Source organism: Hansschlegelia sp., assembly GCF_035538955.1.
Lineage (GTDB): Bacteria > Pseudomonadota > Alphaproteobacteria > Rhizobiales > Methylopilaceae > Methylopila.
The window spans coordinates 16,118-41,933 of record NZ_DATLJK010000013.1 but is presented as its reverse complement, the minus strand read 5'-3'; the positions used below and the strand labels follow the sequence as shown (position 1 = coordinate 41,933).

The 25,816-nt window shown below is 66.6% G+C and carries 18 protein-coding genes and 1 pseudogene; 8 read left to right on the top strand and 11 right to left on the bottom strand.

The features are described 5' to 3' along the window. Positions 1–199: 199 nt before the first annotated feature. Positions 200–1,222, bottom strand: coding sequence for a cytochrome c oxidase subunit II (gene coxB / locus VM780_RS08440; protein WP_325446826.1), 1,023 nt, complete (start codon positions 1,220–1,222; stop codon positions 200–202). 648 nt (positions 1,223–1,870) lie between these two features. Here coxB and VM780_RS08435 point away from each other — a divergent pair. From VM780_RS08435 to VM780_RS08420, 4 genes are all read left to right on the top strand, one after another. After that, positions 1,871–3,772, top strand: coding sequence for a PAS domain S-box protein (locus VM780_RS08435; RefSeq protein WP_325446825.1), 1,902 nt, complete (start codon positions 1,871–1,873; stop codon positions 3,770–3,772). Continuing rightward, entirely contained in the window at positions 3,769–4,137 is a 369-nt protein-coding gene (locus VM780_RS08430) for a response regulator (RefSeq protein WP_325446824.1), read from the top strand. The genes VM780_RS08435 and VM780_RS08430 overlap by 4 nt, the downstream gene beginning before the upstream one ends. 343 nt (positions 4,138–4,480) lie before the next feature. Continuing rightward, positions 4,481–6,307 carry a CHASE4 domain-containing protein gene (locus tag VM780_RS08425; protein ID WP_325446823.1) on the top strand — a complete coding sequence of 609 codons (1,827 nt, stop codon included), beginning with the start codon at positions 4,481–4,483 and terminating at the stop codon, positions 6,305–6,307. Next, a complete protein-coding gene (locus VM780_RS08420) occupies positions 6,304–8,181 on the top strand; it encodes a putative bifunctional diguanylate cyclase/phosphodiesterase (RefSeq protein ID WP_325446822.1) in 1,878 nt (625 codons plus the stop codon). Before VM780_RS08425 ends, VM780_RS08420 begins: the two co-directional genes overlap by 4 nt. Positions 8,182–8,968: 787 nt before the next feature. On the opposite strand, the pseudogene VM780_RS08415 reads toward VM780_RS08420, so the two are convergent. Continuing rightward, a pseudogene (locus VM780_RS08415) lies at positions 8,969–9,412 on the bottom strand (LysR family transcriptional regulator); the annotation flags it as partial. Between the two features lie 119 nt (positions 9,413–9,531). Between VM780_RS08415 and VM780_RS08410 the strand changes: the two are divergent. Then, positions 9,532–9,744, top strand: a complete 213-nt coding sequence (locus VM780_RS08410) for a hypothetical protein (RefSeq protein ID WP_325446821.1) — start codon at positions 9,532–9,534, stop codon at positions 9,742–9,744. 47 nt (positions 9,745–9,791) lie between these two features. Continuing rightward, entirely contained in the window at positions 9,792–10,250 is a 459-nt protein-coding gene (locus VM780_RS08405; RefSeq protein WP_325446820.1) for a hypothetical protein, read from the top strand. Between the two features lie 46 nt (positions 10,251–10,296). On the opposite strand, the gene VM780_RS08400 is transcribed toward VM780_RS08405, so the two are convergent. The 9 genes from VM780_RS08400 to VM780_RS08360 all read right to left on the bottom strand — a co-directional run bounded on the left by VM780_RS08400 (position 10,297) and on the right by VM780_RS08360 (position 16,392). Then, entirely contained in the window at positions 10,297–10,767 is a 471-nt protein-coding gene (locus VM780_RS08400) for a DUF411 domain-containing protein (RefSeq protein WP_325446819.1), read from the bottom strand. Between the two features lie 19 nt (positions 10,768–10,786). After that, positions 10,787–11,530 carry a glutaredoxin family protein gene (locus tag VM780_RS08395; protein ID WP_325446818.1) on the bottom strand — a complete coding sequence of 248 codons (744 nt, stop codon included), beginning with the start codon at positions 11,528–11,530 and terminating at the stop codon, positions 10,787–10,789. A 168-nt stretch (positions 11,531–11,698) separates the two neighbouring features. After that, positions 11,699–11,980, bottom strand: coding sequence for a copper-binding protein (locus VM780_RS08390; protein ID WP_325446817.1), 282 nt, complete (start codon positions 11,978–11,980; stop codon positions 11,699–11,701). Between the two features lie 23 nt (positions 11,981–12,003). Continuing rightward, complete coding sequence (locus tag VM780_RS08385; protein WP_325446816.1) at positions 12,004–12,474, bottom strand: cupredoxin family protein; 471 nt, start codon at positions 12,472–12,474, stop codon at positions 12,004–12,006. A 28-nt stretch (positions 12,475–12,502) separates the two neighbouring features. Then, positions 12,503–13,906 carry a copper oxidase gene (locus VM780_RS08380; protein WP_325446815.1) on the bottom strand — a complete coding sequence of 468 codons (1,404 nt, stop codon included), beginning with the start codon at positions 13,904–13,906 and terminating at the stop codon, positions 12,503–12,505. Positions 13,907–13,920: 14 nt separating this feature from the next. After that, entirely contained in the window at positions 13,921–15,303 is a 1,383-nt protein-coding gene (locus tag VM780_RS08375; RefSeq protein WP_325446814.1) for a TolC family protein, read from the bottom strand. A gap of 59 nt (positions 15,304–15,362) precedes the next feature. Beyond that, positions 15,363–15,587, bottom strand: a complete 225-nt coding sequence (locus VM780_RS08370; protein WP_325446813.1) for a hypothetical protein — start codon at positions 15,585–15,587, stop codon at positions 15,363–15,365. 122 nt (positions 15,588–15,709) lie between these two features. Next, positions 15,710–16,120 carry a hypothetical protein gene (locus VM780_RS08365; protein ID WP_325446812.1) on the bottom strand — a complete coding sequence of 137 codons (411 nt, stop codon included), beginning with the start codon at positions 16,118–16,120 and terminating at the stop codon, positions 15,710–15,712. Beyond that, entirely contained in the window at positions 16,117–16,392 is a 276-nt protein-coding gene (locus VM780_RS08360; protein WP_325446811.1) for a metal-sensitive transcriptional regulator, read from the bottom strand. Before VM780_RS08360 ends, VM780_RS08365 begins: the two co-directional genes overlap by 4 nt. Before the next feature lie 1,151 nt (positions 16,393–17,543). Between VM780_RS08360 and VM780_RS08355 the strand changes: the two genes are divergently transcribed. Then, positions 17,544–23,582, top strand: coding sequence for a HAMP domain-containing protein (locus VM780_RS08355; protein ID WP_325446810.1), 6,039 nt, complete (start codon positions 17,544–17,546; stop codon positions 23,580–23,582). Between the two features lie 8 nt (positions 23,583–23,590). Continuing rightward, positions 23,591–25,315, top strand: a complete 1,725-nt coding sequence (locus VM780_RS08350; protein WP_325446809.1) for a response regulator — start codon at positions 23,591–23,593, stop codon at positions 25,313–25,315. The last annotated feature ends 501 nt before the right edge of the window (positions 25,316–25,816 follow it).

Sequence of the window (25,816 nt, the reverse complement as noted above, 5' to 3'; positions counted from 1 at the left end):
CCCGCCCGGGCGGCCCAAAGAGCTCGGGCGGCGAGACCGCCGAACGCCGCGAGCCCGAGCGCAGCCGCGAGCAGCGCCCAGAAGCCAGGGCCTGTCGTCGGGCCTGCCGCCTTGACGCGCAGCCGCGCAAGGCCGGAGGCGAGCGCGCGGGAGAACGCCGCCGGGTCAAGCGTCCGCCGGTCCGGTTGAAGCCGCCGCGTCACTTCAGCTCCTCCAGATAGGCCACCAGCGCGACGAGTTCTGGCCCCGAGAGCGGAACGCGCGGCATTTTGGAGCCCGGCTTCACGGTCTGCGGATCAGCGATCCAGCCGCCGAGCCCGCCGGGCGTCATCGGGGCTGCGCCGGCGGCGAGCATGGAGCGGCTTGCCAGATGGGTGAGGTCCGGCCCGAACACGGCTGCGGCCGACGTCCCGCGAATGCGATGGCAGAGCGCGCAACCCGAGGAGAGAAACACCTCACGGCCGCGCGTCGCCTGGGCGCCCCGGGGCTCCGCCGCCGGCGTCAGCTGGGCGGCGAACCAGCGGTCGAATTGCGCAGGCGGCTCCGCCACGATCTTGAGCGCCATGTTGGCGTGCTGCAGGCCGCAATACTCGGCGCACTGTCCACGGAACACGCCGGCCTTGTCCGCCTGGACCAGAATCTCGTTCAACCGGCCGGGGATCAGGTCCTTCTTGCCGGACAGCGCCGGCACCCAGAACGAGTGGATGACGTCCGGCGAAAGCAGCTTCAGCCGCACCGGTCTGCCGACCGGAATGTGGAGCTCATTCGCGGTCGTCAGCTGACGATCGGGCGCAGGGTCCTCGAAGGTGAACTCCCACCACCACTGATGCGCCGTGACGCGCACCACCAACTCCTGCGATCCGGCGAGCCTTGCGTCCGTGCGGCCGACAAAGAAGCTGAGCAACGTCAGGCCGGCGATCGTCGCCGCGGTGAGGCCGACCAAGGCTGAGACGACCAGCGTCGCCCGCCGCTCGCTGGCGGGATCGAGCTCGAGCACGGAGCGGGCGTCAAGCCGTCGCCGTCTCAGCGCGCCGAGGAGCAGCGCGATCGTGACGCCTCCCTGCACGATGGCGGCGACGATCATAAAGACGATGAAAAGCCCATAGATGGCCCCCGCCACCGGCCCGTGGGGATCGGTCGAGGACTGAATCCCGGAGCAGCCCGTAAGCGCGAGAGCAACGGCGCAGACAGCGGTCGCCGTCGCGCCGCCCCGGGGGCTCATTGCGATGGATCTTCCACGGTCGGCGCAGCGCCGACCGGGATCACCCGGCCGCGGAGTCGGGGCTGCTTCGCCTGGTCGGTTTCGCCATGCGCTACACTCGCCACAACCTCGTGCCGGAACGTGCGGCCTGTCGAAACTGCTTCCGCAGCGGGTCGGAAGAGCCATGGCTGCGAGATCGAAGCCGCGCAGCGAGCCCTTGCCTGCGCGACCCTCAGACAGGCCGACAGCGCTGGCTGCAGACGTCGGACGTTTCCGGCGAGGTGCGGCGGCTCCGCGCGCTTGGCCGCGGCGGCGCGCAACAGGGTGGCGACTGCTTGAAATAGGCCGCTCATTCTCCCCTCACGCCAGCGTTACAATGGCGACCTCAACTTCGCGCAAAGTGAATTGTTCCAGACCAGCAGCCCGGGCGCGCCGCGGCTCCGCGGCGAGCTGCGCCTACCAGCTGGTGACCAGCTCAGAAGTTCTATCTTTGCTGTTCCGCCGGCGTCATTTGCGCCTCAAAGTAGCGCTCTCGGTGTTTGCGGGCTCCGGCAAGACAGGCCGGCGGCCGCAGGTTACAGCGCCGTCGTGGCTTCCGACGCCCTTGCAGATGCGCCTCGGTGGCCCTGACCCGGCGTTGCGCCAGTTCAACGCAGAGTGGGAGGCCCCATGCCGACTCTCGAGCAGATGAAGAAGCGCCAGCAGGCGCTGGCGCGTTTCGGAGAATTCGCCCTTCAGAGCGAGGACCTCGATGAGGTGCTCTGCGAAGCCTGCCGGCAGGTCGCTGAGGCGCTCGGCACAAGGCGGGCGAAGATCCTCGAAATTGACGAGGAAAGCCGCACGCTTCTCGTCAGAGCTGGCGTCGGTTGGGCGGCCGGCGTCGTCGGCGAGTTGCGCCTTTCGTTGGACGAGCGCTCGTCAGAGACCTTCGCGATCCGGAAGCGTCGACCGATATTTTCGCGGGACGTGCGCGAAGAAGCCCGCTTCGATATCCCTGAGTTCATGAAGGAGGCCGGGGTCGTCGCCCTCGTGAATGTCCCGCTCTTCCTGCCGCGCGATCGGGCCTTTGGGCTCCTCCAGGTCGACAGCACTGAGCAGCGCGACTTCGGCGAAGAGGAAATCGAGTTTCTCCGCATCTACGCGACAATCCTGGGACCGGTCATCGACCGGCTGCGGAAGCTCAGCGACCTGAGGGAGACCCGCGAACTCTTCCGGCTGATCGTGGAGAGCGCGCGCGACTATGCGATCTTCGTCACGGACGCCGAAGGAAGGATCACGCACTGGTTCCCCGGAGCTCAGGCGGTCTTCGGGTGGACGGCGGAAGAGGCGCAGGGGCAGACCAGCAGCATCACCTTCACGCCCGAGGATCGCGCAAAGGGCAAGGACGAGAAGGAGCTCACCACCGCGCGAGAGAACGGCGTCGCGCCTGACGTTCGATGGCATCTGCGCAAGGACGGCTCGCGGGTGTTCGTTTACGGCGCCGTCACCGCGCTTCGCGACGCCGATGGCGCGCTTCAAGGCTTCGCCAAGATCGCGCAGGACGTAACGAAACGCCATGAGGCCGAGCGCGCGCTCGAGGCGAGCCGCCGGCAACTGCAGACGCTTGTGGAGGGCATTCCGCAGCTGGTCTGGCGATCGGGCGACGGCGGAGAATGGCTCTGGTCCAGCCCGCAGTGGAGCCGCTTCACGGGGCTGTCTCAGGGGGAGAGCGCCGGCCTCGGCTGGCTGGATGCGATCCATCCTGATGACCGTGATGATGCGCGCCGCGCCTGGCGGGAAGCCAGCCGGGACGCGCGTCTCGCGGGCGAGTGGCGGATACGCGAAGCCGCGACCGGCCGCTATCGCTGGTTCGCCACGCGCGCCTCACCCGTTCAGACAGGCGAAGACCGCGTGCGCGAATGGTTCGGGACCTCGACTGACGTTGATGAGCTTCGGAAGTTGCAGGACGCTCAGAAAGTCCTCGTCAGCGAGCTCCAGCATCGCACGCGCAATCTGCTGGGGGTCGTGTCCTCGATCGCCATCCAGACAGCGGGGAATTCAGCATCACTGGCCGATTTCAGCAGCCGCTTCGCGGGCCGGATTGCTGCGCTGTCTCGCGTTCAGGGGCTGCTTTCGAGGGCGGAACAAGAGCCGGTCGACATCCGCACCCTGATCGACCTCGAGCTCGCAGCTCTTGCGGCCGACGCTCTCGGCGACAGGATCGAACTGGCGGGACCGAAGGCCCTTCTGGAGAGCTCGACGGTCCAGACGCTGGCGCTGGCGCTTCACGAGCTCGCCACGAACGCCCGCAAATACGGTGGGCTCGCGGGCGACGTGGGCCGGCTCAGCGTCACATGGGCAATCGTCGCGAGCGAGGACGACAGCCGACAGCCGGTCCTCAGGGTCGAGTGGCTTGAGCAAGGGGCGCCGCTTGCGGATCAAAACAGGGGGCGGAAGGGTTACGGGCGCGAGCTGATCGAGGACGCCCTGCCTTATGCGCTCGGCGCCCGGACAAGCTTCGAACTGAGGGAGGACGGCGTGCGTTGCGTAATTGAACTGCCTCAAAGAGATTTTGGCAGCTCGGACCGGTGAACGCTCCGCCTCGGCCATTGGAGGGCCGCCGCGTCCTGATCGTCGAAGACGATTATTTCCTTGTGCGGGTGCTCGTAGACCACTTTCGCAGCCAAGGCGCTCAGATCGCGGGCCCGGTGGCGCGGCTTCAGCCCGCTTTGCAGATCGCCAGGACGGAGGCTCTCGACGGCGCTGTCCTGGACGTCGATCTGCAGGGCCAGTGCTCGCTGCCCGTCGCGGCGGTCCTCGCCGAGCAAGACATCCCCTTCGTGTTCGTGACCGGCTATGACCGGACGTCCCTGCCGGAACCTTACGCCAAATACCCTTGCTGCCAGAAGCCGGCCGACCCGTCTGTGGTGGCGAGAAAGCTGTTTCCGGAGGCCTAATCGCTGCTGTCCGTGAGTGGCGGCGCCATGGTCGCCACCGGCCCGTCTACCAACGCTTCCTCAGCTTCTCCGCCTCAGCGTCCAGCCTCGTCCGACCATTGCTGCGCTTCTTTGATCAGACTGAAACCTTCTCCACAGCGGCCGGAGCAGTCGAACTCATAATTTCGCGTCCCGCTGCTCTTCTCGGCTCAGTCAGCTCGCACTTGCGCGGATCATCCGCCCTCTCGTTTCTTCGCCAGGCGCCGAGGCGCTTCACGATCCACAGCAACCGGAGAGGTTGAGCCACACCATAGCACTCTTTCTTAACGTGCAGCCGCCTTAATCCTCCGACGGCGGAGTGAGCATGCGCATAGTCACCAAGATCAACCTGGCGCTGGCGGCGGTCGTCGGCGTGTCAGCCCTCCTGAATTTCGCGGCTCTGCAGGCGACGGTCGCGCCTCGCTTCAACCAGATCGAAGACGAGACGGCGCAGAGAAACCAGGACCGGGCGCTGGAGGCGATCCAGCTCCAGCAGGGCCAGGTCGCCGCCTCTGCGCGCGATTACGCGTTCTGGGACGACACCTTCTCGTTCATGCACGGCGAGAATGCGTCGTACGAGGTCAAGAACCTCAACGCCGAAAGCATGAAGGCGCTGAACGTCAACTTCTACCTGGCGCTGGAGCCCGACGGCGGCGTCAAGATCGACAAGGGCTTTGACTTCTCCGCCGGTGAGCCGGCGGAGCTCAAGCTGACGAGCGAGCCCCGCTTCCCGGCAGGCCATCCCTATCTCGCCGAATTTCCAGAGGCCGGGTCCCGTACCGGTCTTGTGAACACCAAGCACGGCGTGGTCGCCGTCGGCTATGCGCCGATCCTCGACTCGGAGCGAAATGGCCCGCGAGCCGGCACCCTGCTCTTCGGCAAGATCATCGATCTCGATCTGCTGCGTGAAACCACCAAAGTGGATTTCGAGCTGCGTCCCTTTGCGGGCGCCGTCGCCTCGAATTCCATGGTCCACAGCGACGACGCGATCGAAGTCACCTCCACGCTGATGGACGTCGAGGGTAAGCCGATCGCCGACCTGGTCTCCAAGACCAGCCGCTCGATTTCATCCGCCGGACACCAGGCCGTGTGGGCGGCGCTCGCGCTTCTGCTGCTCGCCGGAGGCGCGCTGATCGCGAGCCTGGCCGTCATCCTGCGCCGCATCGCCCTGAAGCGCATCGCCGGGATGCGGGAGCATCTCGTGCAGATCAAGTCCACCGGGACCCTGCACCCGCTACCGGCCGATAGCCGGCGTGACGAGCTCAGCGAGATGGTCACGGCCTTCAACGACATGGCTGCGCAGCTCGAAGAGCTTCGTGAGCAGCTGCGGCGGCAGGATTATCAGCACGGCGCCGCCGATCAGGCCGCGGAAGTCCTCCACAACATCCGCAACGCGGTCAGCCCGATCGCCGCCATCATATCCGACCTGGCGGACGAGACGGATGCGCGCTGGAGAGACAACCTCGACAAGGCTCTCGGTGAACTCAAGAACGGGCGGATCGACCTGGAGAGACGCGAGAAGCTGAACCAGTTCGTCTCGCTCTCGGCGGCGAAGCTGCTCGAGGCCGAGCGGAAGCGCCACTCGGACGTGGCGACGCTCAAGGGCATCGTCCGCCACGTCGACCGGATTCTCAAGGATGGCGAGGCGCTCTCCCGCGCCGAGCGGATTGCGGAGCCTATCGATCTCCCACGTCAACTTCGCGCCTTCGCCAGCGTCGCCGGGCGCCGTCCGGGCGTCTCCATAGAATTCGATATCGCCGACGACGTGTGCGTTCTCGGCCACCGCATTCCGCTCGAACAGGTTTGGGGCAACCTTCTGATCAACGCCGCGGAAGCGATCGAGGCGACCGGACGAGGCGAAGGCACCATCCGGGTCCGGGTCGTCGAGGCGGAGTTGAACGGCGCTCCCGCCGCGGAAATCCAGATCGCCGACGACGGCGACGGCTTCCCGCCGGACGCCTCGGAGCGGATCTTCCAGAAGGGGTTTTCGACGCGTCGCGAGCGCTCCGGAGGTCTCGGCCTCCACTGGTGCGCAAACGCCGTCGGCGCGATGGGCGGGAGGCTGTTCGCCGAAAGCGATGGCCCTGGCCGGGGAGCGACGCTTCGTCTCGTGCTGCCGAAGGCCCGCGCCGGTCTGAGGAGCGCGGCGTGAGCGCGCCCGGCCGCCTGAAGCGGGTCGTGGTCGCTGACGACGAGGAGCAGGTGATCCTCGCCTACCAGCGGGTGTTTGAACCGCTGCTCGCAAAATCGGCGGCAGGAGACGCAAGCTTCGACGAACTGTCCGCCGAATTGTTCGGCGATGCCCCGAAGACCGCCTCCGCTGCGCCGACGCTCGACGAGGTCATCTACTGCCGGCAGGGCGAGGCCGTGGTCGAGACGGTCGCCGCCGGCCTCCACGGCGGCCGGCCGATCTCGGTGGTTTTTCTCGACATGCGCATGCCGCCCGGGATCGACGGCCTCGAGACGGCGCGGCGCATCCGCGCGACCGACCCGGACGTCACGATCGTGGTCGTGACCGGCTATTCCGATCACAAGCCGGGCACGATCGCCGACGCGCTCGGCATCCCCGGGCGCCTGTTCTACCTCACCAAGCCGTTCGATCCGGACGAACTTCGGCAGATTGCGGCCGCCCTCACGGATCGCTGGGTGAGCGAGCGAGCGGCCGCGGACGAGCTCTCGCAGCGCGTCGCCGAACTCGAGCGGCTGAACCTGGAGCTGGCCGCGAGCGAGTCGCGCGCCCGCCAGGCGGTGTTGCTCGACGCCCTCACCGGCCTGTCGAACCGCAATGGCCTCAGCGAACGCTTCTGCGCCAACGGGCCGGACGGCTCGGGGGGCCCGACGGTGTCGACGCTCTATCTGGACCTCGACAACTTCAAGGACGTCAACGACTCGCTTGGCCACATCGTTGGCGACGAGCTGATCCAGGCCTTCGCGGCCCGTCTTGCAGAGCAGACAGGCGAGGACGGCTTCGCGGCGCGGCTCGGCGGCGACGAGTTCGCCGTGATCTGCACGGATCCGAATCGCGCGCACCGGCTCGCCGAGCGCCTGATCGACGCCTGTTCGCGGCCTTACGACCTCAAGAGTCACAGGATCAGGGTCGGCGTCTCGATCGGGATCGCGCATTCGGCGCAGTGCCAGCTGCTCGAGGCGATGCGCCGGGCCGACATCGCGCTCTATGCCGCGAAATCCGCCGGAGGCGGCGTCTGGCGGGAATTCGAGCCGTCGATGGAGCGCGACATCGTCGGAGACCAGACGCTCGCAAATGAGCTTGTCGAGGCCCTGGCGAACGACCAGCTCTCGTTACACTACCAGCCCGTGGTGGCGGTCGATGGCCATCGCATCGAGGCAGTCGAGGCGCTCCTGCGCTGGCGGCACCCGACGCGCGGCATGATCCCTCCGCTGGTTTTCATCCCCATTGCGGAGCGCTCAAACCTGATCCACGAGCTTGGCGAGTGGGTCATCCGGCGGGCCTTCTGGGACGCGCGCGAATGGCCGGACATCACCACTGCGATCAACCTGTCTCCCGTGCAGCTCCGCGCGCCGGGCTTTGTCGAACGCATTCACGGATTGGCGCTCGAGGCCGGGGTCGACCCGAGGGCGGTCGAGCTGGAGATCACGGAAACCACGCTGATCCGAGACGTCGACGAAGCGGCGGACCAGATGAGAAGCCTGATGGCGCACGGCTTCCGCATCGCTCTGGACGATTTCGGGAGCGGTTTTGCAAGCTTGGCCTATCTGACGCAAATCCCCTTCACCAAGCTCAAGATCGACCGCTCGCTCGTCAACGATCTGCAAAGCAAGCCGGGCGCTGATCAGGTGGTGCGGGCGATCATCGGGCTCGGCAAGGCCCTCGGCCTTTCGATCACTGCGGAGGGCGTGGAACACGCGGACCAGCTGAGCGTCCTCACCTCGGCGGGCTGCTCCTACATGCAAGGCTTTCTCTTCCACCGCCCGCTGACCCGCGAAGAGCTCCAGACGCTGCGCGGCAGGCCGGAAGTCTCCAAAGCCGCGACGAAGGTGGCGTAAGATGCGCGGGCCCCGAAGGGGCTCATCCACACGTAGATCTCCTCGGGCCCGGTGAGGATAACGGCGCCGCCTGCGGGTGGATCGGGGCGACGACAGCGTTCGGCTCCCCGGTGAGAAAGCCGTAGACCTCGCAGGTGACCTCCCCCTCGGACTTCTTCTGGACGCAGCTCCAGTTGCTCCGGATGCCGGCGAACACGCAGAGCGGCCGGTTCGTCTGCAAGCGGGAGACGCTGTATTGGAAGGCTTTGGCGGAGGGAGCGGAACGGGGATCGAACATTCTCCGTCCACACTGGGCGTCGCCGATCGAAAGGAGGGGGGCGCTCATACGACGGTATGAATTCGCAACCTCACAGTACAATTAACAATTCGCCCTCAGACGCACATTTCTGTCTCCATCAGACGCCGCGGTTGGCGCCTTAAGGAAGATGACGGAGACTCACAATGAAGACTATGATCATCGGGGCAGCCCTGGCGACCCTTCTTTCCACCGCGGCGTTCGCCGAGCCCTCCTCTGAAGACTGGGCGCGCATCCACTCGGCGCTCCAGGCGACATTGATGAGCCAGAGCCCCAGACGTCGGCGGCCGAGGTCATGCCGGCGCGGCTCAAGAAGGCGGTCGTGAGGAGCGATCGGAGCGGGTCTCAACACTACGATCCGACGACCTGGGACGCCGACGAGAACAACGGGTGAGCTCGGCCCCCGGTCCGCGGCCCCACACGGACCGGGCCGATGCGACAGCTAAAGGTCATCGGTGGAGTGCGCCGATCGGTCGGCCACCCGCAGCGCCACGTCGCCAGTCGTCGCTGCACGACATCGGGGTTGTCGAACGGGACGATACGGAAGGCGATGTCGGCCTCCCGCTGCGCGAGGCTGAACAGGCGGGCGCCTGTGAGAATTTCCAGATCGACGTGCGGATAGGCCCTCGCATAATCGTCGATGATCGGCTGCAGGACGTGGGCTCCGAACCAGTCGGCGGATGATGTGCGCAAGGCGCCTTGGAGCTCTTGCTCTTGTCCGGCGAGCCGGCGTTCGATGGCCCGAGCGCCTCCCGCCATCTGCTCGGCCAGCGCGATGACGGCGCTTCCTTCCTCCGTCGGAATGAATCCTTCGGCCGTTCTCTGAAACAGCGTTTGGCCTGTAGCCTTTTCGAGAGCCCGAAGGCGGCGTCCGACCGTGGGATGGCTCAGATGAAGCGCGCGAGCGGCCGCGCCCAGCGTGCCGGTACGGGCAATTCTGCGAGGGCACGCTAAGGCTTGGCCGACGCTTCGGCGCGCGGACTGGTCAACGTGGTGCGATGGCTGATCTGCCCTAGTTGTCCGCTCACTGATGCCGACAACCCAGGACGTTTGTGATGACCACCCCCGACGCGGCATCTCTTGCCCGAGCCCGCAGCACCGTTCTTGCAGCCTTGAGCGAAGCGTACACAAGGCACACCCGCCAAGGCTTCGAGCCAAGCGCGTTTGGCGCCGACGTCTCTCCGTTGGTCAACGCCTTCGCCGCATTGACGATTCTTGAAAAAGAAGAAGCCTCTGAGCCGGGCGCAGCAAGCCGCACTGACGACTGAGGAAACAACGCGAGTGCGCCGCTGCTCGGGCACGGCTTCTTGGGCCAATGCGCTCCATGTTCCGGGCATGGCCAAGCCGCCGCGCCCGCCTCGCACGATCAAGCGCGCTGCAGAGCCGCCTGGCCGAGCGCCGGCTGAGCGGCGACGCGACGCTCTCCATCCGGATCCCGACGCGCTTCGAGCGGCGCGGCTACGCCAAGCGCATCATCGGTCCGGATGGAGAGCGTGTCGTCGTCGCGCCTGCTCCCGCGAGGCTCGAGGATCCGCTGATCAGGGCTCTGGCCCATGCCTGGCGATGGAAGCTGATGCTGGAGAGCGGCGGCTACGGCTCGGTCGGGGAACTTGCCGCAGCCGAGAAGGTCAACTTCTCTTATCTCTGCCGCTTCCTCAGGCTGACGCTGCCGGAGCCGTCGATGATCGACAGGATCTTCGAAGGACACGAGGGTACGGAAACTTACGGTGGACGCCCTGTTTACGTCGGGATGGATAGCTTCGCGGCATCCTGAATCTTGGTGTCCTCGGCTTGACGTCTGATGCGAGCGGGTCCTTCGATTAGGCGGGCGCGCCGCCTTTGAACCTCATGAACGTCTGCGGCTCCCCGTCGCTGAAGGCCACCACATCGTAGGCCTCTGGCTCGCTACCCTCGACCTCCATCCCAGGCGATCCGATCGGCATGCGGGGCACCGCAAGGCCCCGGATCTTTGGCCGCTCCGTCAGCAGGCGGTCGATCGCGGACGCGGGCACGTGACCCTCGAGGACGTAGCCGTCGATTTCGGCGGTGTGGCAGGAGCGCAGACCGACAGGCACGCCGAGCTTCGCCTTCACCCGGCTGATAGCGTCCGTCTCCACGGACTCAGCGCGGTATCCGGCCGCGCGGACATGGTCCACCCAGGCTTCGCAGCAGCCGCAGGACGGGTCCTTGTGGACGATCATCCTGGGCCTTTCGTCAGCCCGGGCGCGGCCGACCAGGGGCGTCGCGCCAATGAGGCATAGGACGAGCCTGCGGCTGAGATGATGCGTCATCGTTCGTTCCTCCTGTCTGTCACCGGAAGATCATCCAGATCGCCATGCCGACCATCATCAGGTTCTCGGTCAGCGAGACGAAGCCGAGCGGCACGTTGCTCGAGCCTCCAACGCAGGCGCACTTCAGCTCGCGCCTGTCGACATAGACCGCCTTGAACACCGACACTGCGCCGATCGTGCCGATGAACAGCGCCACTGGGATTGAGATCCAGTGCAGCGCCCCCGCCGTCATGAGCACGCCCGCCAAGCCCTCCGCGTAGGGGTAGACATAGCCGTAGCGGACCCAGCGCTTCGCCAGGAGGTCGTAGTTCAGGAACATCGTCGAGAAGCTCTCGACGTCCTGCAGCTTCAGCAGCGCCAGCACGCACATGCTGATCGAGATGAACCACTCTGCGGCCTGCACCGTGAAGGGCGTGTCGAACGCGGCGTGGCTCGCCGCCAGTGCGACCAGCGCAGTCATCGCGAACACCGCGACGACGGGCCTGTAACTGGTCTCCCCGGGCTTCGGAACGTGCTGGCCGAAATGGCGGCGCAGGTCGTCGTAGCCGCCGATGCGCCGCCCGTCGATGAAGACTTGCGGGGTCGTCTCTACCCCCTGTCGCTCCTTGAACGCGTCGGTCTCCTCCCGCGTCCTCAGCCAGTGATCCTCGACCTCGAAGCCCTTGCGCTTCAGGAGATCGACCGCCTTCATCCCGTAGGGGCAAACGTGCGACGGCATCACCATGCGGTGGACCGAGGCCGTCGGCTTCGTGGTCATGCTCATGTCGTCTCTCTGGGCAGGCTGTCGGAGCCCTCCGGCGCCTGCTTGGCGTCGTGCGCCATTGCGGTCGGGCGTTTCGCGGCCAAGGCCGCGGCAGCCAGAACGAATTTCCTCATGTCCGTCTCCTGTTCGCAGGCCGAACAGGCGCGACCCGCGCGCCGAGCCGCGATGTCATTTCCTGCGGATTTTGGTCACGGTGATCTGGCCGTTCACGCGGTCGGCCTCGAAGGTCACCTTGTCTCCGACCTTGAGGGCCTTGAGCATGGCGGGGTCGGCGGCCTTGAAGACCATCGACATGGGCTCTTCCATGTCGAGGTTCTTGATCGGTCCGTGGTCGAGCGTGATCTTGCCGGCGGCCTGGTCGATCTTCTTCACCGTGCCGTCGGCCGCAAGGGCGGCGGTCGCGGACAGAAGGACGGCGGCGAGCGCGCCGCAGGCGGCGATCTTCTTCATGTCGGTCTCCTTAGGCTTGCGGGTCACTTGACCGTGACCACGCCGTCCATGCCGGCTTCGCGGTGGCCGGGGATCAGGCAGGCGAAGTTGAACTCACCCGCCCGGGTGAACTTCCAGACGATCTCGCCCGTTTTGCCGGGCGCGAGGCGACGGCCGTTTGGGTCGTCGTGCTCCATGTCCGGGTTTTTGCGCATCGCGATCGCATGGCAGTCGTTGTCGGCGCGCGTCGCGAGCATGAATTCGTGGTCGACCTGGCCCTCGTTCTTCAGGACGAAGCGGACCTGCTCGCCGCGCCTGGCGGTGACGGAGCCGGGCTCGAACAGCATCTTTCCATCTTCGGCCTCCGTCATGACGACTTCGACGGTGCGGGCGGGCTTCGACGGGTCGCCCGGCTCGCCGTAGGCGCGGGCCTTGCCGTCATGGCCGGGATCGGCGAGCGCGGCTGAGGGCGCGAGGACTGCGGCGAAAGCGGCGGCGGCGATCAGCTTCCTCATGGCGCTTCCTCTTCTGGCGTTAGGTGGGTCAGTGGTTCGCGTGCCCGCCGGAGCCCGCCTTGGGCTTCACGACGTTCATCTCAAGGTCTCCGGGCTTGGGCCTGGCGGGCGGGGCGGCGGCCGCGTCGCGTCCCGGGCCCTTCCACTCGAATGCGACCTCGCCTTCCGGATGCTCGAACCAGCCCGGATCCCTGTAGTCGCCTCGGGCCATGCCCTCGCGGACCTTCACGACCGAGAACATCCCGCCCATCTCGATCGCGCCGAACTGGCCGAAGCCCGTCATCATCGGCAGCGTGTTGTCCGGGAGCGGCATCTCCATCTCGCCCATGTCGGCCATGCCCGCCTGCCCCATCGGCATGTAGCCGGGCGCGAGCGCCTTGATGCGCTTGGCCACGTTCTTCTTGTTCACGCCGATGAAGTTCGAGACGTCGTGACCCATGGCGTTCATGGTGTGGTGCGACTTATGGCAGTGGATCGCCCAATCGCCGGGGACGTCGGCGACGAAGTCGAAGGCGCGCATCTGTCCGACCGCGCAGTCGATCGTGACCTCAGGCCAAGCCGCGGCCTCCGGCACCCAGCCGCCGTCGGTGCACGACACCTTGAAGTCGTAGCCGTGCATGTGGATCGGGTGGTTGGTCATGGTGAGGTTGCCGAACCGCACCCGGACCCGATCGCCCTTGGCGGCGACCAGGTGGTCAATCCCCGGAAAGACCCGCGTGTTCCAGGTCCAGAGGTTGAAGTCCGTCATCTCGGCGACGCGCGGCACGTAGGCGCCGGGCTCAATACGGTAAGCCGACATCAGGAAGACAAAGTCGCGGTCGACGCGCCGGAAGGCCGGGTCCTTCGGGTGCACGACGAAGAAGCCCATCAGGCCCATGGCCATCTGGACCATCTCGTCGGCGTGCGGGTGATACATGAAGGTCCCGCTCTTTCTGAGCTGGAACTCGTAGACGAAGGTCTGGCCGGGCTTGATGTGCGGCTGGGTGAGCCCGCCGACGCCGTCCATGCCGGACGGAAGGAGTTGGCCGTGCCAGTGCACCGTGGTGTGCTCCGGCAGACGGTTGGTCACGAAGACACGGACCTTGTCGCCCTCGACCGCCTCGATCGTCGGACCGGGCGACTGACCGTTGTAGCCCCACAAATGCGCCACCATTCCCGGCGCGAGCTCGCGTACGACGGGCTCGGCGACGAGGTGGAACTCCTTCCAGTCGCCGTTCATGCGCCATGGCGCGGTCCAACCGTTCAGCGTGGCCACGGGGTTGTAGTCAGGACCTGTGGTCGGGACGAGCGGAGGCTGCATGGTGGCCTCCCTCATGGTGGCGGCTTCGGGGATGGAGGCGGCCTGCACGCGGCCGGACACGGCGGCGGTCGCCACCAGCGAGGTGGCTCCGGCCGCGGATGCGGAGAGGAAGGATCGGCGCGAGACGGTCATGGTCCGTGTCCCGGTCAATGCGGCGAGGCCGCGGAGGCGGAGGTCGGAGGCGCCGAAGCGGCGGCGGTCGAAGACGCGGCGGACGGCGCGCCGCCCCCGATCAAGGCCGCCTGGAAGTCAACGTCGGCGATGAAGAAGTCGCGCTTGGCGCGAATGGCCGCGACATTGCTCGCGACGTTCTCGCGAGCGTTGGTCAGGAGCTCGAAGGCGTCGACCAGCATGCCGTTATAGCGGAGCAGCGACTCCTCGGAGATCGTCTTCCGGAGCGGCAGAACCCTCGCCTGGTAAGAGCGGGCGATGTCGTGGCGGCCGCGCCATGTCTGGTAGGCCTCGCGGGCCTCCGATCGGGCGTTCACCGCCTTCTCCAGCAGGCGGTTGACCGCGCCCATATATGTCTCGCGAGCCTTCGCCGAGCGCGCCTTGCCGAAGTCGAAGATCGGGATCTGGACCGCGACCTCGAAGCCCTTCGGGTCCGCCGTCCCCCCTTCGGCCGAGCGGGATCGGTTGGCGATCCCGGTGAGCTCGAGCATGGAGATCGCCCTGGTCTGCTCGGTCAGCCCGTATTCCTGCGCGAGCGCGTCGAGCTCGAGACGGTCGGCGATGATGTCGACGCGGCGCGTGAGCGCCGCGGCCTCTATGTCGCCCTGCGGCTTCAGCTTGGGGAGGGCCGGCAGCCGGCCCGGCAGTCTGTAGTCGGCGTCCCCGCCCCAGAGACCGAGCCGCCGGGTCAGCGCCTCGCGTTCCTTCGCGGCCTCGAGCCGCGCCTCGGCGAGTTCCGTCGAGACCTCTGCGTAGAGCGCCGCGGCGCGCGCCTGGTCGAGCTTCGTCGCCGCCCCCGTCTCGCCGAGCTTGCGGGTGAGCTCGGCGGCGGCGCCCGCAGAGGCCCGGGCGGTCTCGAGGAAGCCGACGGTCTCCCGCGCGGCCACAGCCCGGATCCAGGCGCGCCTTGTCTCGGACGCGGCGCCGAAGGTCGCGGCGATCGCCCTCTGCTGCGCCGCGCGGAACACCGTCTCCGCGACCCTCGTCCGCTTCGGGAGCGTCAGGAGCCCGAGCAGGTCCGCGACCAGCCGCCGCTCGACGTCAAGGTCGCCCGACCCCGCCACCCGCTCGAGCGACACGGTCGGCGACGGAGGCAGGCTCGCTTCCACGTAGGCGGCCTCGGAGACGCCAAGGGCGTTGTATTCCGCCTGCAGGCCACAGTTGTTCAGAAGCGTGATCTGAACGGCGCCGTCGGCGGTCAGCGGCCGCGACAGCAGCGAGCGGACGCGCCCCTGCGCCACCGCTGCGTCCGCCGGGGTGACGATCTTCGCGGTGTCCTTGCCGAGCTCGAGCGAGATCCGCGAGACGACCGGCGTCATGCCGCCGTCAGGCGAAGCCGACGCGCAGGCGCCGAGCATGGCAGCGGCCGCCGCGACGAGGGTCGCTCGCGCGAGGCGTCGAGAACCAGTCGCGGCCATCACAAGCCCCCCGGCTTCTTTGGAGCCACGCCCTGGTTCTGCTCCGCCCAGGGCCTCGGCGGCACGGGCCGGTGGTCGGCCGTGCCGGCCATGACGGAGGCGTAGCGGGCCGGAGCGACCCTCACCGCCGGGTCGGAGGGATCGCGCCCCGCCACCGGGGCTGATGGGAGCGTAGCGCAGCCTGCCAGCAGCGACGCTGCGGCGGCCGTGAGGAGCGGCTTCATGAGAATCCCGAGGTCTGAACGAGCGGACGCGGGCGGCGCGGAAGGGCGCCGCGGGACACGGTCGGTCAGGTCTCACGGGTGCTGCGCGGGCGCCGGGGGCGCGCGCGGAACGTCAGCGAGGCTCAGCCGACCTTGGCGGCCAGCCGTCTCGGAGGTCGCTTGATGTGGATGGCCGGGCCGCTGTGGGCGGTCCGCTCCGTCAGGGACCGCCCCGCCGTCTTCTCGATGGGCAGGGGCGTGAGAACGTTCAGCTCCTCGGACATCGCCGCATGGCAGACGTTGCTGCAGCAGCCGGCTTCGCCCGTTGCGATGTGACCTTCACAGTCCAGTTCTTCCGCGGAAGTGGCCACGGCCGCAGAGTGACGGTCCCTCGCCCAGTCCGTCACGCTTTCGACGGAAGACGGCTGATGAGCCGGCGCTGCCGCGGCGGACGCGTCGGTATTTCCGGCGTGGGCCTCGCTCGGGCTCGCCCAAGCGGCCGCCACGAAGACGGCGAAGACGACCGCGGCGATCATGCGCAGGAAGGCGGTCATCCGCGCATCCTCCCGAGCACGTCGACAAGCTCGGCGACCTTGCGGCGCTGCTCGTCCTTGTCCCCGGACTGGATGGCGGTCTCGACGCAGCAGCCGACGTGGTCTTTCAGGATCTCCTCCTCGACCCGCTTGAGCGCGGCCCGGACGGCGGAGATCTGGGTGACGACGTCGATGCAGTAGCGGTCTTCGTCGATCATGCGCGCAATGCCGCGGACCTGGCCTTCAATCCGGCTCAGCCGCCTCCCGCACGATGTCTTGGTGCAGCACTGCATGCGCGAAATGTACCCGATGGGGGTATAAGCGACAAGGGGGCGCTCCGGAAATCGGAACTGTGTAAGGGCCGCTATGGGTCAAATGCCGACGCATTTTGGCCTTGGCAGCACCCGTCCTGCGACAGCGCCGGCTCGAACCACGACGACCGGTTGCTCGCTTGATCCCAGAGGATCAGGCACTTCCCGTACTTCGTACGGCCGCGCGAAAGCACACAGCTTTCGAGAAAGCCGGCTCGCCGGAGAGTCTGAACCGGCCAAAGAGCAGTCGATGGGCTACACAGCTAACACGCCGCAGCCTTCTGCTTCTTGAGGGTTTCCAGCACGGTCAGACGACGGAGATACCGGTCCGCGGTTGCGGCTTGGCGGAGGGAGTGGAACCGTTAACAAACCAACGCCGGATGTTGTCGAGCACGGACCTATTCGGTCCCCCGTCAGGTCGGGCAGGCAGCGGGCCGCGCGTCGGTCAGCGCGGCGGATCGCCTCTTGGATGACCTCGTAACCGCTTCTCGTAGGTGGAGGCGTCCGCCTGGTAATTCAAGGCCCCTCAGTCGGCGATGCCTCGCCACAGGCTATTGACCGGTTGTCCAGCTTGACGGGCGTCACTGTCGACCTGTTCCAGGTCATCCCAGTCAGGTCAGCTCCGTCTGAGATCGCGCCGCCGGTCCGCATCGCCTCGAGGTAGCGGCTCGGCCGCGTTGGTGACGACCTCCGACAGGTCGTCGGTGGGAAGACGTCCCGAGCACGCTGACCCCGCGGCGGAAGGCCGCCAAGTGGTCCTAGGCTTAACCCGCGCCCATCGCACGCGAGCACAGGCCCGCTCGTGATCGGTCGTCAGCTCGAGGCCACCGATCGTGGGTCAAGCGCCTCATTTCGATGCTTGCGCAGAAATGATGACCCCCACTTCGAGCTTCGTGGTGGTGGATTCCCAACACTCATAGCAAGATGAGGCGGGGCCCGGGAGCGACGCGCTGCGATGCCGTCTGAATTGCCGACTTCAGCGGGTCGTCGGCGATGCGCGTCGTCGCCATCGCTCGGATACGGCTATCAAAATCATAGCAAACGCGCCGATGTCAGGCTCGACCGCGCCGCCGTCGTTTTGCGCGTGAAAAGCTGTATGGGTTCTGACTGTCCGACGGAGTGGAACGACGCTTATGCAGCCGACGAGTAGCGCGACGCAGCGTGCGGAGATGGCGGCCGCCGGGGTTGTCGATCTGGACCCCGAAACGCCTCTCGCCAAGGACGGAGACGCTCGTCTCGGCTTGTCCGAAATCGACCTCGATCAGCTTCTCGATGCGCTGCAGGCGATGCGGATCGGCGACTTCTCCGCCCGGCTTCCGGGCAAACTGACGGGACGGGCCGGCAAGATCGCCGACACGTTCAACGACATCATCGCCGCCAACCAGCGCATGGCGAAGCAACTCGAGCATGTCGGCCAGGTGGTCGGGCGCGAGGGCCGCACGAGGACCCGAGTTCGGTTCAAGCTGAACGACGGCGCCTGGGGCGACATGGAGACGTCGGTCAACACGCTGGTCGACGACCTGCTCTGGCCGACCCATGCCGTGACGCGGACCATCACGGCGGTCGCGAAAGGCGACCTTCTCCAGACCATGCCGCTCGACGTCGACGGCCGGCCGCTGAAGGGCGAATTCCTGCGCTCGGCCACGATCGTCAACGCGATGATCAAGCAGCTCGGCCTGTTCACCTCCGAGGTCACGCGGGTCGCGCGCGAGGTCGGCACCGACGGCAAGCTAGGCGGCCAGGCGCAGGTGACGGAGGTGACCGGCGTCTGGCGCGACCTCACCGAGTCCGTGAACTCGATGGCGTCGAACCTCACGGCGCAGGTCCGCAACATCGCGGACGTGACGATCGCCGTGGCGAACGGCGATCTGTCGAAAAAGATCACCGTCGACGTCCGCGGCGAGATCCTTCAGCTGAAAGAGGCCATCAACACGATGGTCGACCAGCTGCGCTCGTTCGCTTCCGAGGTGACGCGCGTCGCGAAGGAGGTCGGCACCGAAGGCAAGCTCGGCGGCCAGGCCATCGTGCCGGGGGTCGCGGGCACCTGGAAGGACCTGACCGACTCGGTGAACGCCATGTGCGGCAATCTTACCGCTCAGGTCCGCAACATCGCGCAGGTGACGACCGCTGTCGCGCGCGGCGACCTCAGCCGCAAGATCACTGTCGACGTGTCGGGCGAAATCCTTGAGCTGAAGGAGACCATCAACACGATGGTCGACCAGCTGAACTCCTTCGCCTCCGAGGTGACGCGCGTCGCGCGCGAGGTCGGCAACGACGGCAAGCTTGGCGGTCAGGCCCGCGTCGAGGGCGTCGGCGGCACCTGGAAAGACCTGACGGACAACGTCAACACGATGGCCGCCAACCTCACGGGGCAGGTGCGCAACATCGCCGAGGTGACGACCGCGGTCGCGAACGGCGACCTGTCGAAGAAGATCACCGTCAATGTCTCGGGCGAGATCCTGGAGCTGAAGGAGACCATCAACACGATGGTCGATCAGCTGAACGCCTTCGCCTCGGAGGTGACCCGCGTGGCGCGCGAGGTCGGCACGGAAGGGCGGCTCGGCGGCCAGGCGAACGTGCTGGGCGTCGGCGGCACCTGGAAGGATCTCACCGACAACGTGAACTCGATGGCGCGCAATCTCACCGGTCAGGTGCGCAACATCGCCGAGGTGACGACCGCGGTCGCTCAGGGCGATCTGTCGAAGAAGATCACGGTCAACGTCTCGGGCGAGATCCTCGAGCTCAAAGAGACCATCAAAACGATGGTCGACCAGTTGCGCTCCTTCGCCGGCGAGGTGACGCGGGTCGCGCGCGAAGTCGGCACGGAGGGGCGTCTGGGCGGGCAGGCCGAGGTTCAGGGCGTCGCCGGCACCTGGAAGGACCTGACCGACTCGGTGAACTCGATGGCCTCGAACCTTACCGGCCAGGTTCGCAACATTGCCGAGGTCGCGACCGCCATCGCGAACGGCGACCTGTCGCGCAAGATCACGGTCGACGTGCGCGGCGAGATTCTTCAGCTGAAGGAGACCCTCAACACGATGGTCGACCAGCTGAACCGGTTCGCCTCCGAAGTGACGCGCGTCGCCCGAGAGGTCGGGACCGAGGGCAAGCTGGGCGGCCAGGCTCAGGTCCCGGGCGTCGCCGGCACGTGGAAGGATCTGACCGAGAACGTCAACTCGATGGCCTCGAACCTGACGGGCCAGGTGAGAAACATCGCGGAGGTGACCACGGCCGTCGCGCGCGGCGACCTCAGCCGCAAGATCACCGTGGACGTGAAGGGCGAGATCCTCGAGCTCAAGAACACCATCAACACCATGGTGGACCAGCTCAACGCCTTCGCGGGCGAGGTGACGCGCGTCGCGCGCGAGGTGGGCACGGAAGGCAAGCTCGGCGGACAGGCCGAGGTGCCGGGGGTCGCCGGCACATGGAAGGACCTGACCGACAATGTGAACTCGATGGCGGGCAACCTGACGGGCCAGGTCCGCAACATCGCCGAGGTCGCGACGGCGATCGCCGGCGGCGACCTCAGCCGGAAAATCACAGTCGACGTGCGCGGCGAAATCCTTCTGCTGAAGGAGACGCTCAACACCATGGTGGATCAGTTGCGCTCCTTCGCCGGCGAGGTGACGCGCGTCGCCCGCGAGGTCGGCACCGAAGGGCGCCTTGGCGGTCAGGCCGTCGTCCCTGGCGTCGCAGGCACGTGGAAGGACCTGACCGACAACGTCAACCTGCTCGCCGCGAACCTCACCACCCAGGTGCGCAACATCGCCGAGGTGACGACCGCCGTCGCGCGCGGCGACCTCAGCCGCAAGATCACGGTGGAAGTGCGCGGCGAGGTGCTCGAATTGAAATCGACCATCAACACCATGGTCGACCAGCTCAATTCCTTCGCCGGCGAGGTGACGCGCGTCGCCAAGGAGGTCGGCACCGAAGGCAAGCTCGGCGGCCAGGCTCAGGTGCCCGGCGTCGCCGGCACCTGGAAGGACCTGACCGACACCGTGAACGTCATGGCGGCCAACCTGACCGAGCAGGTGCGCGGCATCGTCAAGGTCGTGACAGCGGTCGCAAACGGCGACCTCAAGCAGAACCTCACGGTCGCCTCGAAGGGCGAGGTCGCGGCGCTCGCCGAGACCATCAACAACATGACCAACACGCTCGCGACCTTCGCCCAGCAGGTGACGACGGTCGCGCGCGAGGTCGGCGTCGAAGGCCGCTTGGGCGGACAGGCGAACGTCCCGGGCGCCGCCGGCACTTGGCGCGACCTCACCGACAACGTGAACCTGCTCGCCGCGAACCTGACCACTCAGGTGCGCGCGATCGCCGAGGTCGCCACCGCGGTGACAAAGGGGGATCTGTCACGCTCGGTCGCGGTCGAGGCCTCGGGCGAGGTGGCGGAGCTCAAGGACAACATCAACACGATGATCGGCAATCTGCGGCTCACGACCGACCGCAACACCGAACAGGACTGGCTGAAGACCAACCTCGCCCGTTTCACCAACATGCTTCAGGGGCAGCGCGATCTCGCGACTGTGGGCCGCATGCTGCTGTCGGAGCTCGCGCCGCTCGTCGACGCGCAGCAGGGCGTGATCTACCAGGTGAACGCCGAGGGCGCCGCGCCCGGGCTCAAGCTGCTGTCGGCCTATGCGGACGGCGCGCAGGGGGGCCATCCGGAACGCCTATCCCTGGGCGAAGGGCTCGTCGGCCAATGCGCCCGCGACGCGCGCCGCCTGCTGATCACCGAGATGCCCGCGACCGCGGTCGCGATCGGCTCGGGCCTCTTCAAGGCGCCGCCCCAGAGCGCCATCGTGCTGCCTGTGCTGTTCGAGGGCCAGGTCAAGGCGGTGATCGAGCTCGCCTCGCTTGGCGCCTTCACCGACCTCCAGATGTCGTTCCTCGAACAGCTCACGACCTCGATCGGCATCGTGCTGAACTCGATCGAGGCGACGATGCAGACTGAGGGCCTGCTCGAGCAGTCGCAGCAGCTCGCGACCGAGCTGCAGTCCCAGCAGCGCGAGCTCCAGCAGACCAACGATCAGCTCGAACAGAAGGCGCAGCAGCTGGCCGAACGCAACGTCGAGGTGGAGGCCAAGAACCAGGAGATCGAGCAGGCCCGTCGCGCGCTCGAGGAAAAGGCCACGGAGCTCGCGCTGACGTCGAAATACAAGTCGGAGTTCCTGGCCAACATGAGCCACGAGCTCAGGACGCCGCTGAACTCCATCCTGATCCTCGGCCAGCAGCTCGGCGACAATCCCGAGGGAAACCTGTCGGCGAAGCAGGTGGAGTTCGCGCGCACCATCCACGGCGCGGGCACCGATCTGCTCAACCTCATCAGCGACATCCTGGACCTGTCGAAGATCGAGTCCGGCACGGTCTCAGTCGATGCGGAGGAGCTTCAGTTCTCGTCGCTCCTCGAAGTGGTCGCGCGGCCGTTCCGACATGAGGCCGAAAGCCGCCGCCTGTCCTTCGAGGTCGAAACCGGCCCGACCCTCGACCGCAGCATCATCACGGACTCCAAGCGCCTACAGCAGGTGCTGAAGAACCTCCTCTCGAACGCGTTCAAGTTCACCAAGGAAGGCGGCGTGCGCCTCAAGGTCTCCCCGGTCGCCAGCGGCTGGACCCCTGACCATCCAAGTCTCAGACATGCGCCGTCCGTGGTCGCGTTCGAAGTCTCCGACACGGGCATCGGCATCCCGCCTGAGAAGCAGCGCATCATCTTCGAGGCGTTTCAGCAGGCCGACGCCTCCACCAGCCGCACCTATGGCGGCACGGGGCTGGGGCTCGCGATCAGCCGAGAGCTTGCCGGCCTGTTGGGCGGAGAGATCCAGCTCCGCAGCCAGCCGGGCCTGGGCTCGACCTTCACGCTCTACCTGCCCTTGACCTATGTCGGCGCGTCCTCGAGAGCCGCGCCTTCGGCGCTTGCAACGCCTGCGCCCATCCGACTCTCGGAACACGCTGTCGTCGATCAGGTGCCCGACGACCGCAACGACATCGCGCCCGGCGACGTCGTGATGCTCATCGTCGAGGACGATCCGCACTACGCGCGGGTGATGATGGATCTTGGGCGAGCCAACGGCGTGAAGGCGCTCGTGGCGATGCGGGGGGCCGACGCGCTGGCGCTCGCCCGTCAATACCTGCCGACGATGATCTCGCTCGACGTCTTCCTGCCCGACATGCTGGGCTGGACGGTGCTCAGCCAGCTAAAGCAGGATCCGGCGACCCGGCACATCCCGGTCCAGATCGTCACTCTGGACGAGGATCGGCAGCATGGTCTCGCCCGCGGGGCCTTTGCGTTCCTGAACAAGCCGACGACGATGGAAGGGCTGGGAAGCGCACTGAACCGCATGAAGGACTATGCGCTGCACCGCCGGCGACGGCTGCTGGTGGTCGAGGACAACGCCGCCGAACAACTTGGCGTCACAGAGCTCCTCGGCCATGACGACATCGACATCTCCACGGTCGGCACCGGCCGCGAAGCGCTCGCCGCGCTGAGAGAGGACCCGGCCGACTGCGTGGTCCTCGACCTGAAGCTGCCGGACATGTCGGGATTCGAGGTCCTCGAGAAGATCCGGGACGACGCGTCGCTCTCGGACGTTCCCGTAGTCATCTTCACCGGCCGCGAGCTGTCGCCCGACGAAGACGCGCAGCTTCACACAATGGCGCGCAGCGTCGTGGTGAAGGGCGTGGAGTCGCCGGAGCGCCTGCTGGATGAAACAGCGCTCTTTCTGCACCGCGTCGTGCATCAGCTGCCCGCCGACAAGCAGAAGATGCTGGAGCGCCTGCACTCCTCCGACGAAGATCTTGTCGGACGGACCGTCCTGCTCGTCGACGACGACGCGCGCAACATCTTTGCGCTGTCGAGCGTGCTCGAGCGTCGGGGCATGAACGTGCTGACCGCCACGACGGGGAGCGAGGCGATTTCGGTGATACAAACCTGTCCCGAAGTCGCGATCGTGCTGATGGACATCATGATGCCAGGCATGGACGGCTACGAGACCATGCAGGTCATCCGCGCGGACCCCGCCTTCCGCAGACTGCCGATGATCGCGCTGACCGCCAAGGCGATGAAGGGCGACCGCGAAAAGTGCCTCGAGGCGGGCGCTTCGGATTATCTCGCCAAACCCGTCAACACCGAGCAGCTGTTGTCGGCGCTCCGCATGTGGCTGCACCGGTGACCCCCCTGATGACCGATGCGCCGCGGCTCGCCGACCCGTCGTCGGACCCGATCAACATTCTGCTGGTCGACGATCAGCCGGCGAAGCTGTTGAGCTACGAGGTCATCCTCGCCGAGCTCGGCGAGACGCTGGTCAAGGCGACCTCGGCGCGGGAAGCGCTCGAGCACCTCCTCCGCTCAGAGTTCGCCGTCGTTCTCATCGACGTCTGCATGCCGGAGCTCAACGGCTTCGAACTGGCGCAGATGATCCGCGAACATCCGCGGTTCCAGCGGCTTGCAATCATCTTCGTGTCCGCCGTCCAGATCGCCGATCCGGACATGCTGCGCGGCTACGAGGCCGGAGCGGTCGATTATGTGCCGGTGCCGGTCGTTCCGCAGCTGTTGCGCGCGAAGGTGAAGGTGTTCGCCGAGCTCTACCGCAAGACCCGCGAGCTCGAGAGGCTGAACAAGGATCTGGAGAACCGCGTCGCCGAGCGGACCGCCGCGCTGCGGCGCCTCAACGACGAACTCGAAGCGCGCATCGAGCAGCGCACGCGCGAGCGCGAACAGGCGCTCGCGCAGCTCTTCGAAGCTCAAAAACTCGACACCATCGGCCAGCTGACGGGCGGCGTCGCGCACGATTTCAACAACCTGCTGATGGCGGTGACGGGCAGTCTCGAACTCCTGAGGAAGCGGCTTCCTGACGACCCAAGGACCGCGAGGCTGATCGACAATGCGATGCAGGGCGCGGCGCGAGGCGCCGCGCTGACGCAACGTCTGTTGGCGTTCGCACGCCGTCAGGAGCTGAAACCCGAGACCGTCAACGTCCCGCAGCTTGTCGACGGGATCCAGGATCTCCTGAGCCACGCTCTTGGGCCGAGCATCCGTTTGAATCAAAACTTCCCTGAGGGCCTTTGGGACGTCCGCGTCGACTCAAACCAGCTTGAGCTCGCTCTGCTCAATCTCGCGGTAAACGCGCGGGACGCGATGCCGTTTGGGGGATCGCTCACCATAGCGGCGCAGGGCGAGACTATGATCGCCGGGTCCACGCCGGCGGGCCTCCCCCCGGGCGAGTACCTGTGCATCGCGGTGAGCGACACCGGGACCGGCATGGATGAGACGACCGTCGCCAAGGCCGCCGAGCCGTTTTTCACTACCAAAGGTCCAGGCAAAGGCACCGGACTCGGCTTGTCGATGGTGCATGGGCTGGCCGCGCAGTCGAACGGTGCGCTCGGCATCGAGAGCAAGCTCGGCGAAGGCACCACGATCAAGCTTTGGCTGCCCCGCGCCGTAGATCGTCTGGAGGCGAGCGCGGCGCCGCGTCCAGAGATCGGATCATCCAAGAACGCCGCGCCCCAGGTGGTCCTGCTTGTCGACGACGATCCGCTGGTCTGCGCGGGAACGGCCGAAATGCTTCAAGATCTGGGGCATCACGTCATCGACACGCCAAGCGCAGCAGAGGCGATCGAAATATTGAAGGGCGATCGGCAAATCGACCTAGTCATAACCGACTTCGCCATGCCGCTGATGAACGGGATCGAGCTTGCAAAGAAAATTCAGATCCTGCGCCCGCGCTTGCAAGTTATTCTCGCCAGTGGCTACGCTGAGTTGCCAGATTCCGATCCAGAGGAAGCATTTCCAATCGCGCTGCGCCTGGCCAAACCCTATAGCCAGGGAGACCTCGCTTTAGCGATCGCTAGCTTAAATTCGAAGTTGGTAGATCCCCAAAATCTCGTACCTATGAGAGCTGGGTGACGAGAGAGTGAACCTTTATAGCTGAGGCAGTTCAGGGCCGCGGGGGGACGGCGCGCCTGATCGGCACTTGTACGACGTCGACACCGGCGCTCTCCTTGCCTGCGATCAATATAAGTGAATTTCCGTCTTCTTTCCGGGTGACTGCTTTTTAAGCTTCTGTCATCACCCTCAGGCGCACGGCCAAGCCGCCTCGCCCGCCCCGCTCTATCAAGCGCGCCGCAGAGCCGTAGAGGGAGGCGGTCGCCAGCGGGCCGCTGATCGTCCGCCGCGATCCGCGCCAGACGGAGCTCTTCCGAACGGCGGCGCTAAAATGTCTCCGGAAGGCATCGCCGCATTCGTACGATGGGCACAGGCCGCCGAGGCCGGTTTACTGGACGCTGAGTTCAGTCGCGTCGGCGACGTATCCCGTGGAGACGAGAGTCCCTGCTGGACGAAGATCGGATCGAAGCACCGCTGAAGGACGGCGTGCTGCGGCTGATCGCGCCAAAGGCGAACGACGCG

Bases quoted from the DNA above. Each gene is read 5' to 3' on its own strand.
- VM780_RS08390 (WP_325446817.1), bottom strand. From the start codon at position 11,980: ATGAAGAAGATCGCCGCCTGCGGCGCGCTCGCCGCCGTCCTTCTGTCC.
- VM780_RS08360 (WP_325446811.1), bottom strand. From the start codon at position 16,392: ATGCAGTGCTGCACCAAGACATCGTGCGGGAGGCGGCTGAGCCGGATT.
- VM780_RS08405 (WP_325446820.1), top strand. From the start codon at position 9,792: ATGCGCTCCATGTTCCGGGCATGGCCAAGCCGCCGCGCCCGCCTCGCA.
- VM780_RS08380 (WP_325446815.1), bottom strand. From the start codon at position 13,906: ATGACCGTCTCGCGCCGATCCTTCCTCTCCGCATCCGCGGCCGGAGCC.
- VM780_RS08395 (WP_325446818.1), bottom strand. From the start codon at position 11,530: ATGAGCATGACCACGAAGCCGACGGCCTCGGTCCACCGCATGGTGATG.
- VM780_RS08385 (WP_325446816.1), bottom strand. From the start codon at position 12,474: ATGAGGAAGCTGATCGCCGCCGCCGCTTTCGCCGCAGTCCTCGCGCCC.
- VM780_RS08425 (WP_325446823.1), top strand. From the start codon at position 4,481: ATGCGCATAGTCACCAAGATCAACCTGGCGCTGGCGGCGGTCGTCGGC.
- VM780_RS08375 (WP_325446814.1), bottom strand. From the start codon at position 15,303: ATGCTCGGCGCCTGCGCGTCGGCTTCGCCTGACGGCGGCATGACGCCG.
- VM780_RS08435 (WP_325446825.1), top strand. From the start codon at position 1,871: ATGCCGACTCTCGAGCAGATGAAGAAGCGCCAGCAGGCGCTGGCGCGT.
- coxB (WP_325446826.1), bottom strand. From the start codon at position 1,222: ATGAGCCCCCGGGGCGGCGCGACGGCGACCGCTGTCTGCGCCGTTGCT.
- VM780_RS08370 (WP_325446813.1), bottom strand. From the start codon at position 15,587: ATGAAGCCGCTCCTCACGGCCGCCGCAGCGTCGCTGCTGGCAGGCTGC.
- VM780_RS08410 (WP_325446821.1), top strand. From the start codon at position 9,532: ATGACCACCCCCGACGCGGCATCTCTTGCCCGAGCCCGCAGCACCGTT.
- VM780_RS08355 (WP_325446810.1), top strand. From the start codon at position 17,544: ATGCAGCCGACGAGTAGCGCGACGCAGCGTGCGGAGATGGCGGCCGCC.
- VM780_RS08400 (WP_325446819.1), bottom strand. From the start codon at position 10,767: ATGACGCATCATCTCAGCCGCAGGCTCGTCCTATGCCTCATTGGCGCG.
- VM780_RS08350 (WP_325446809.1), top strand. From the start codon at position 23,591: ATGACCGATGCGCCGCGGCTCGCCGACCCGTCGTCGGACCCGATCAAC.
- VM780_RS08365 (WP_325446812.1), bottom strand. From the start codon at position 16,120: ATGACCGCCTTCCTGCGCATGATCGCCGCGGTCGTCTTCGCCGTCTTC.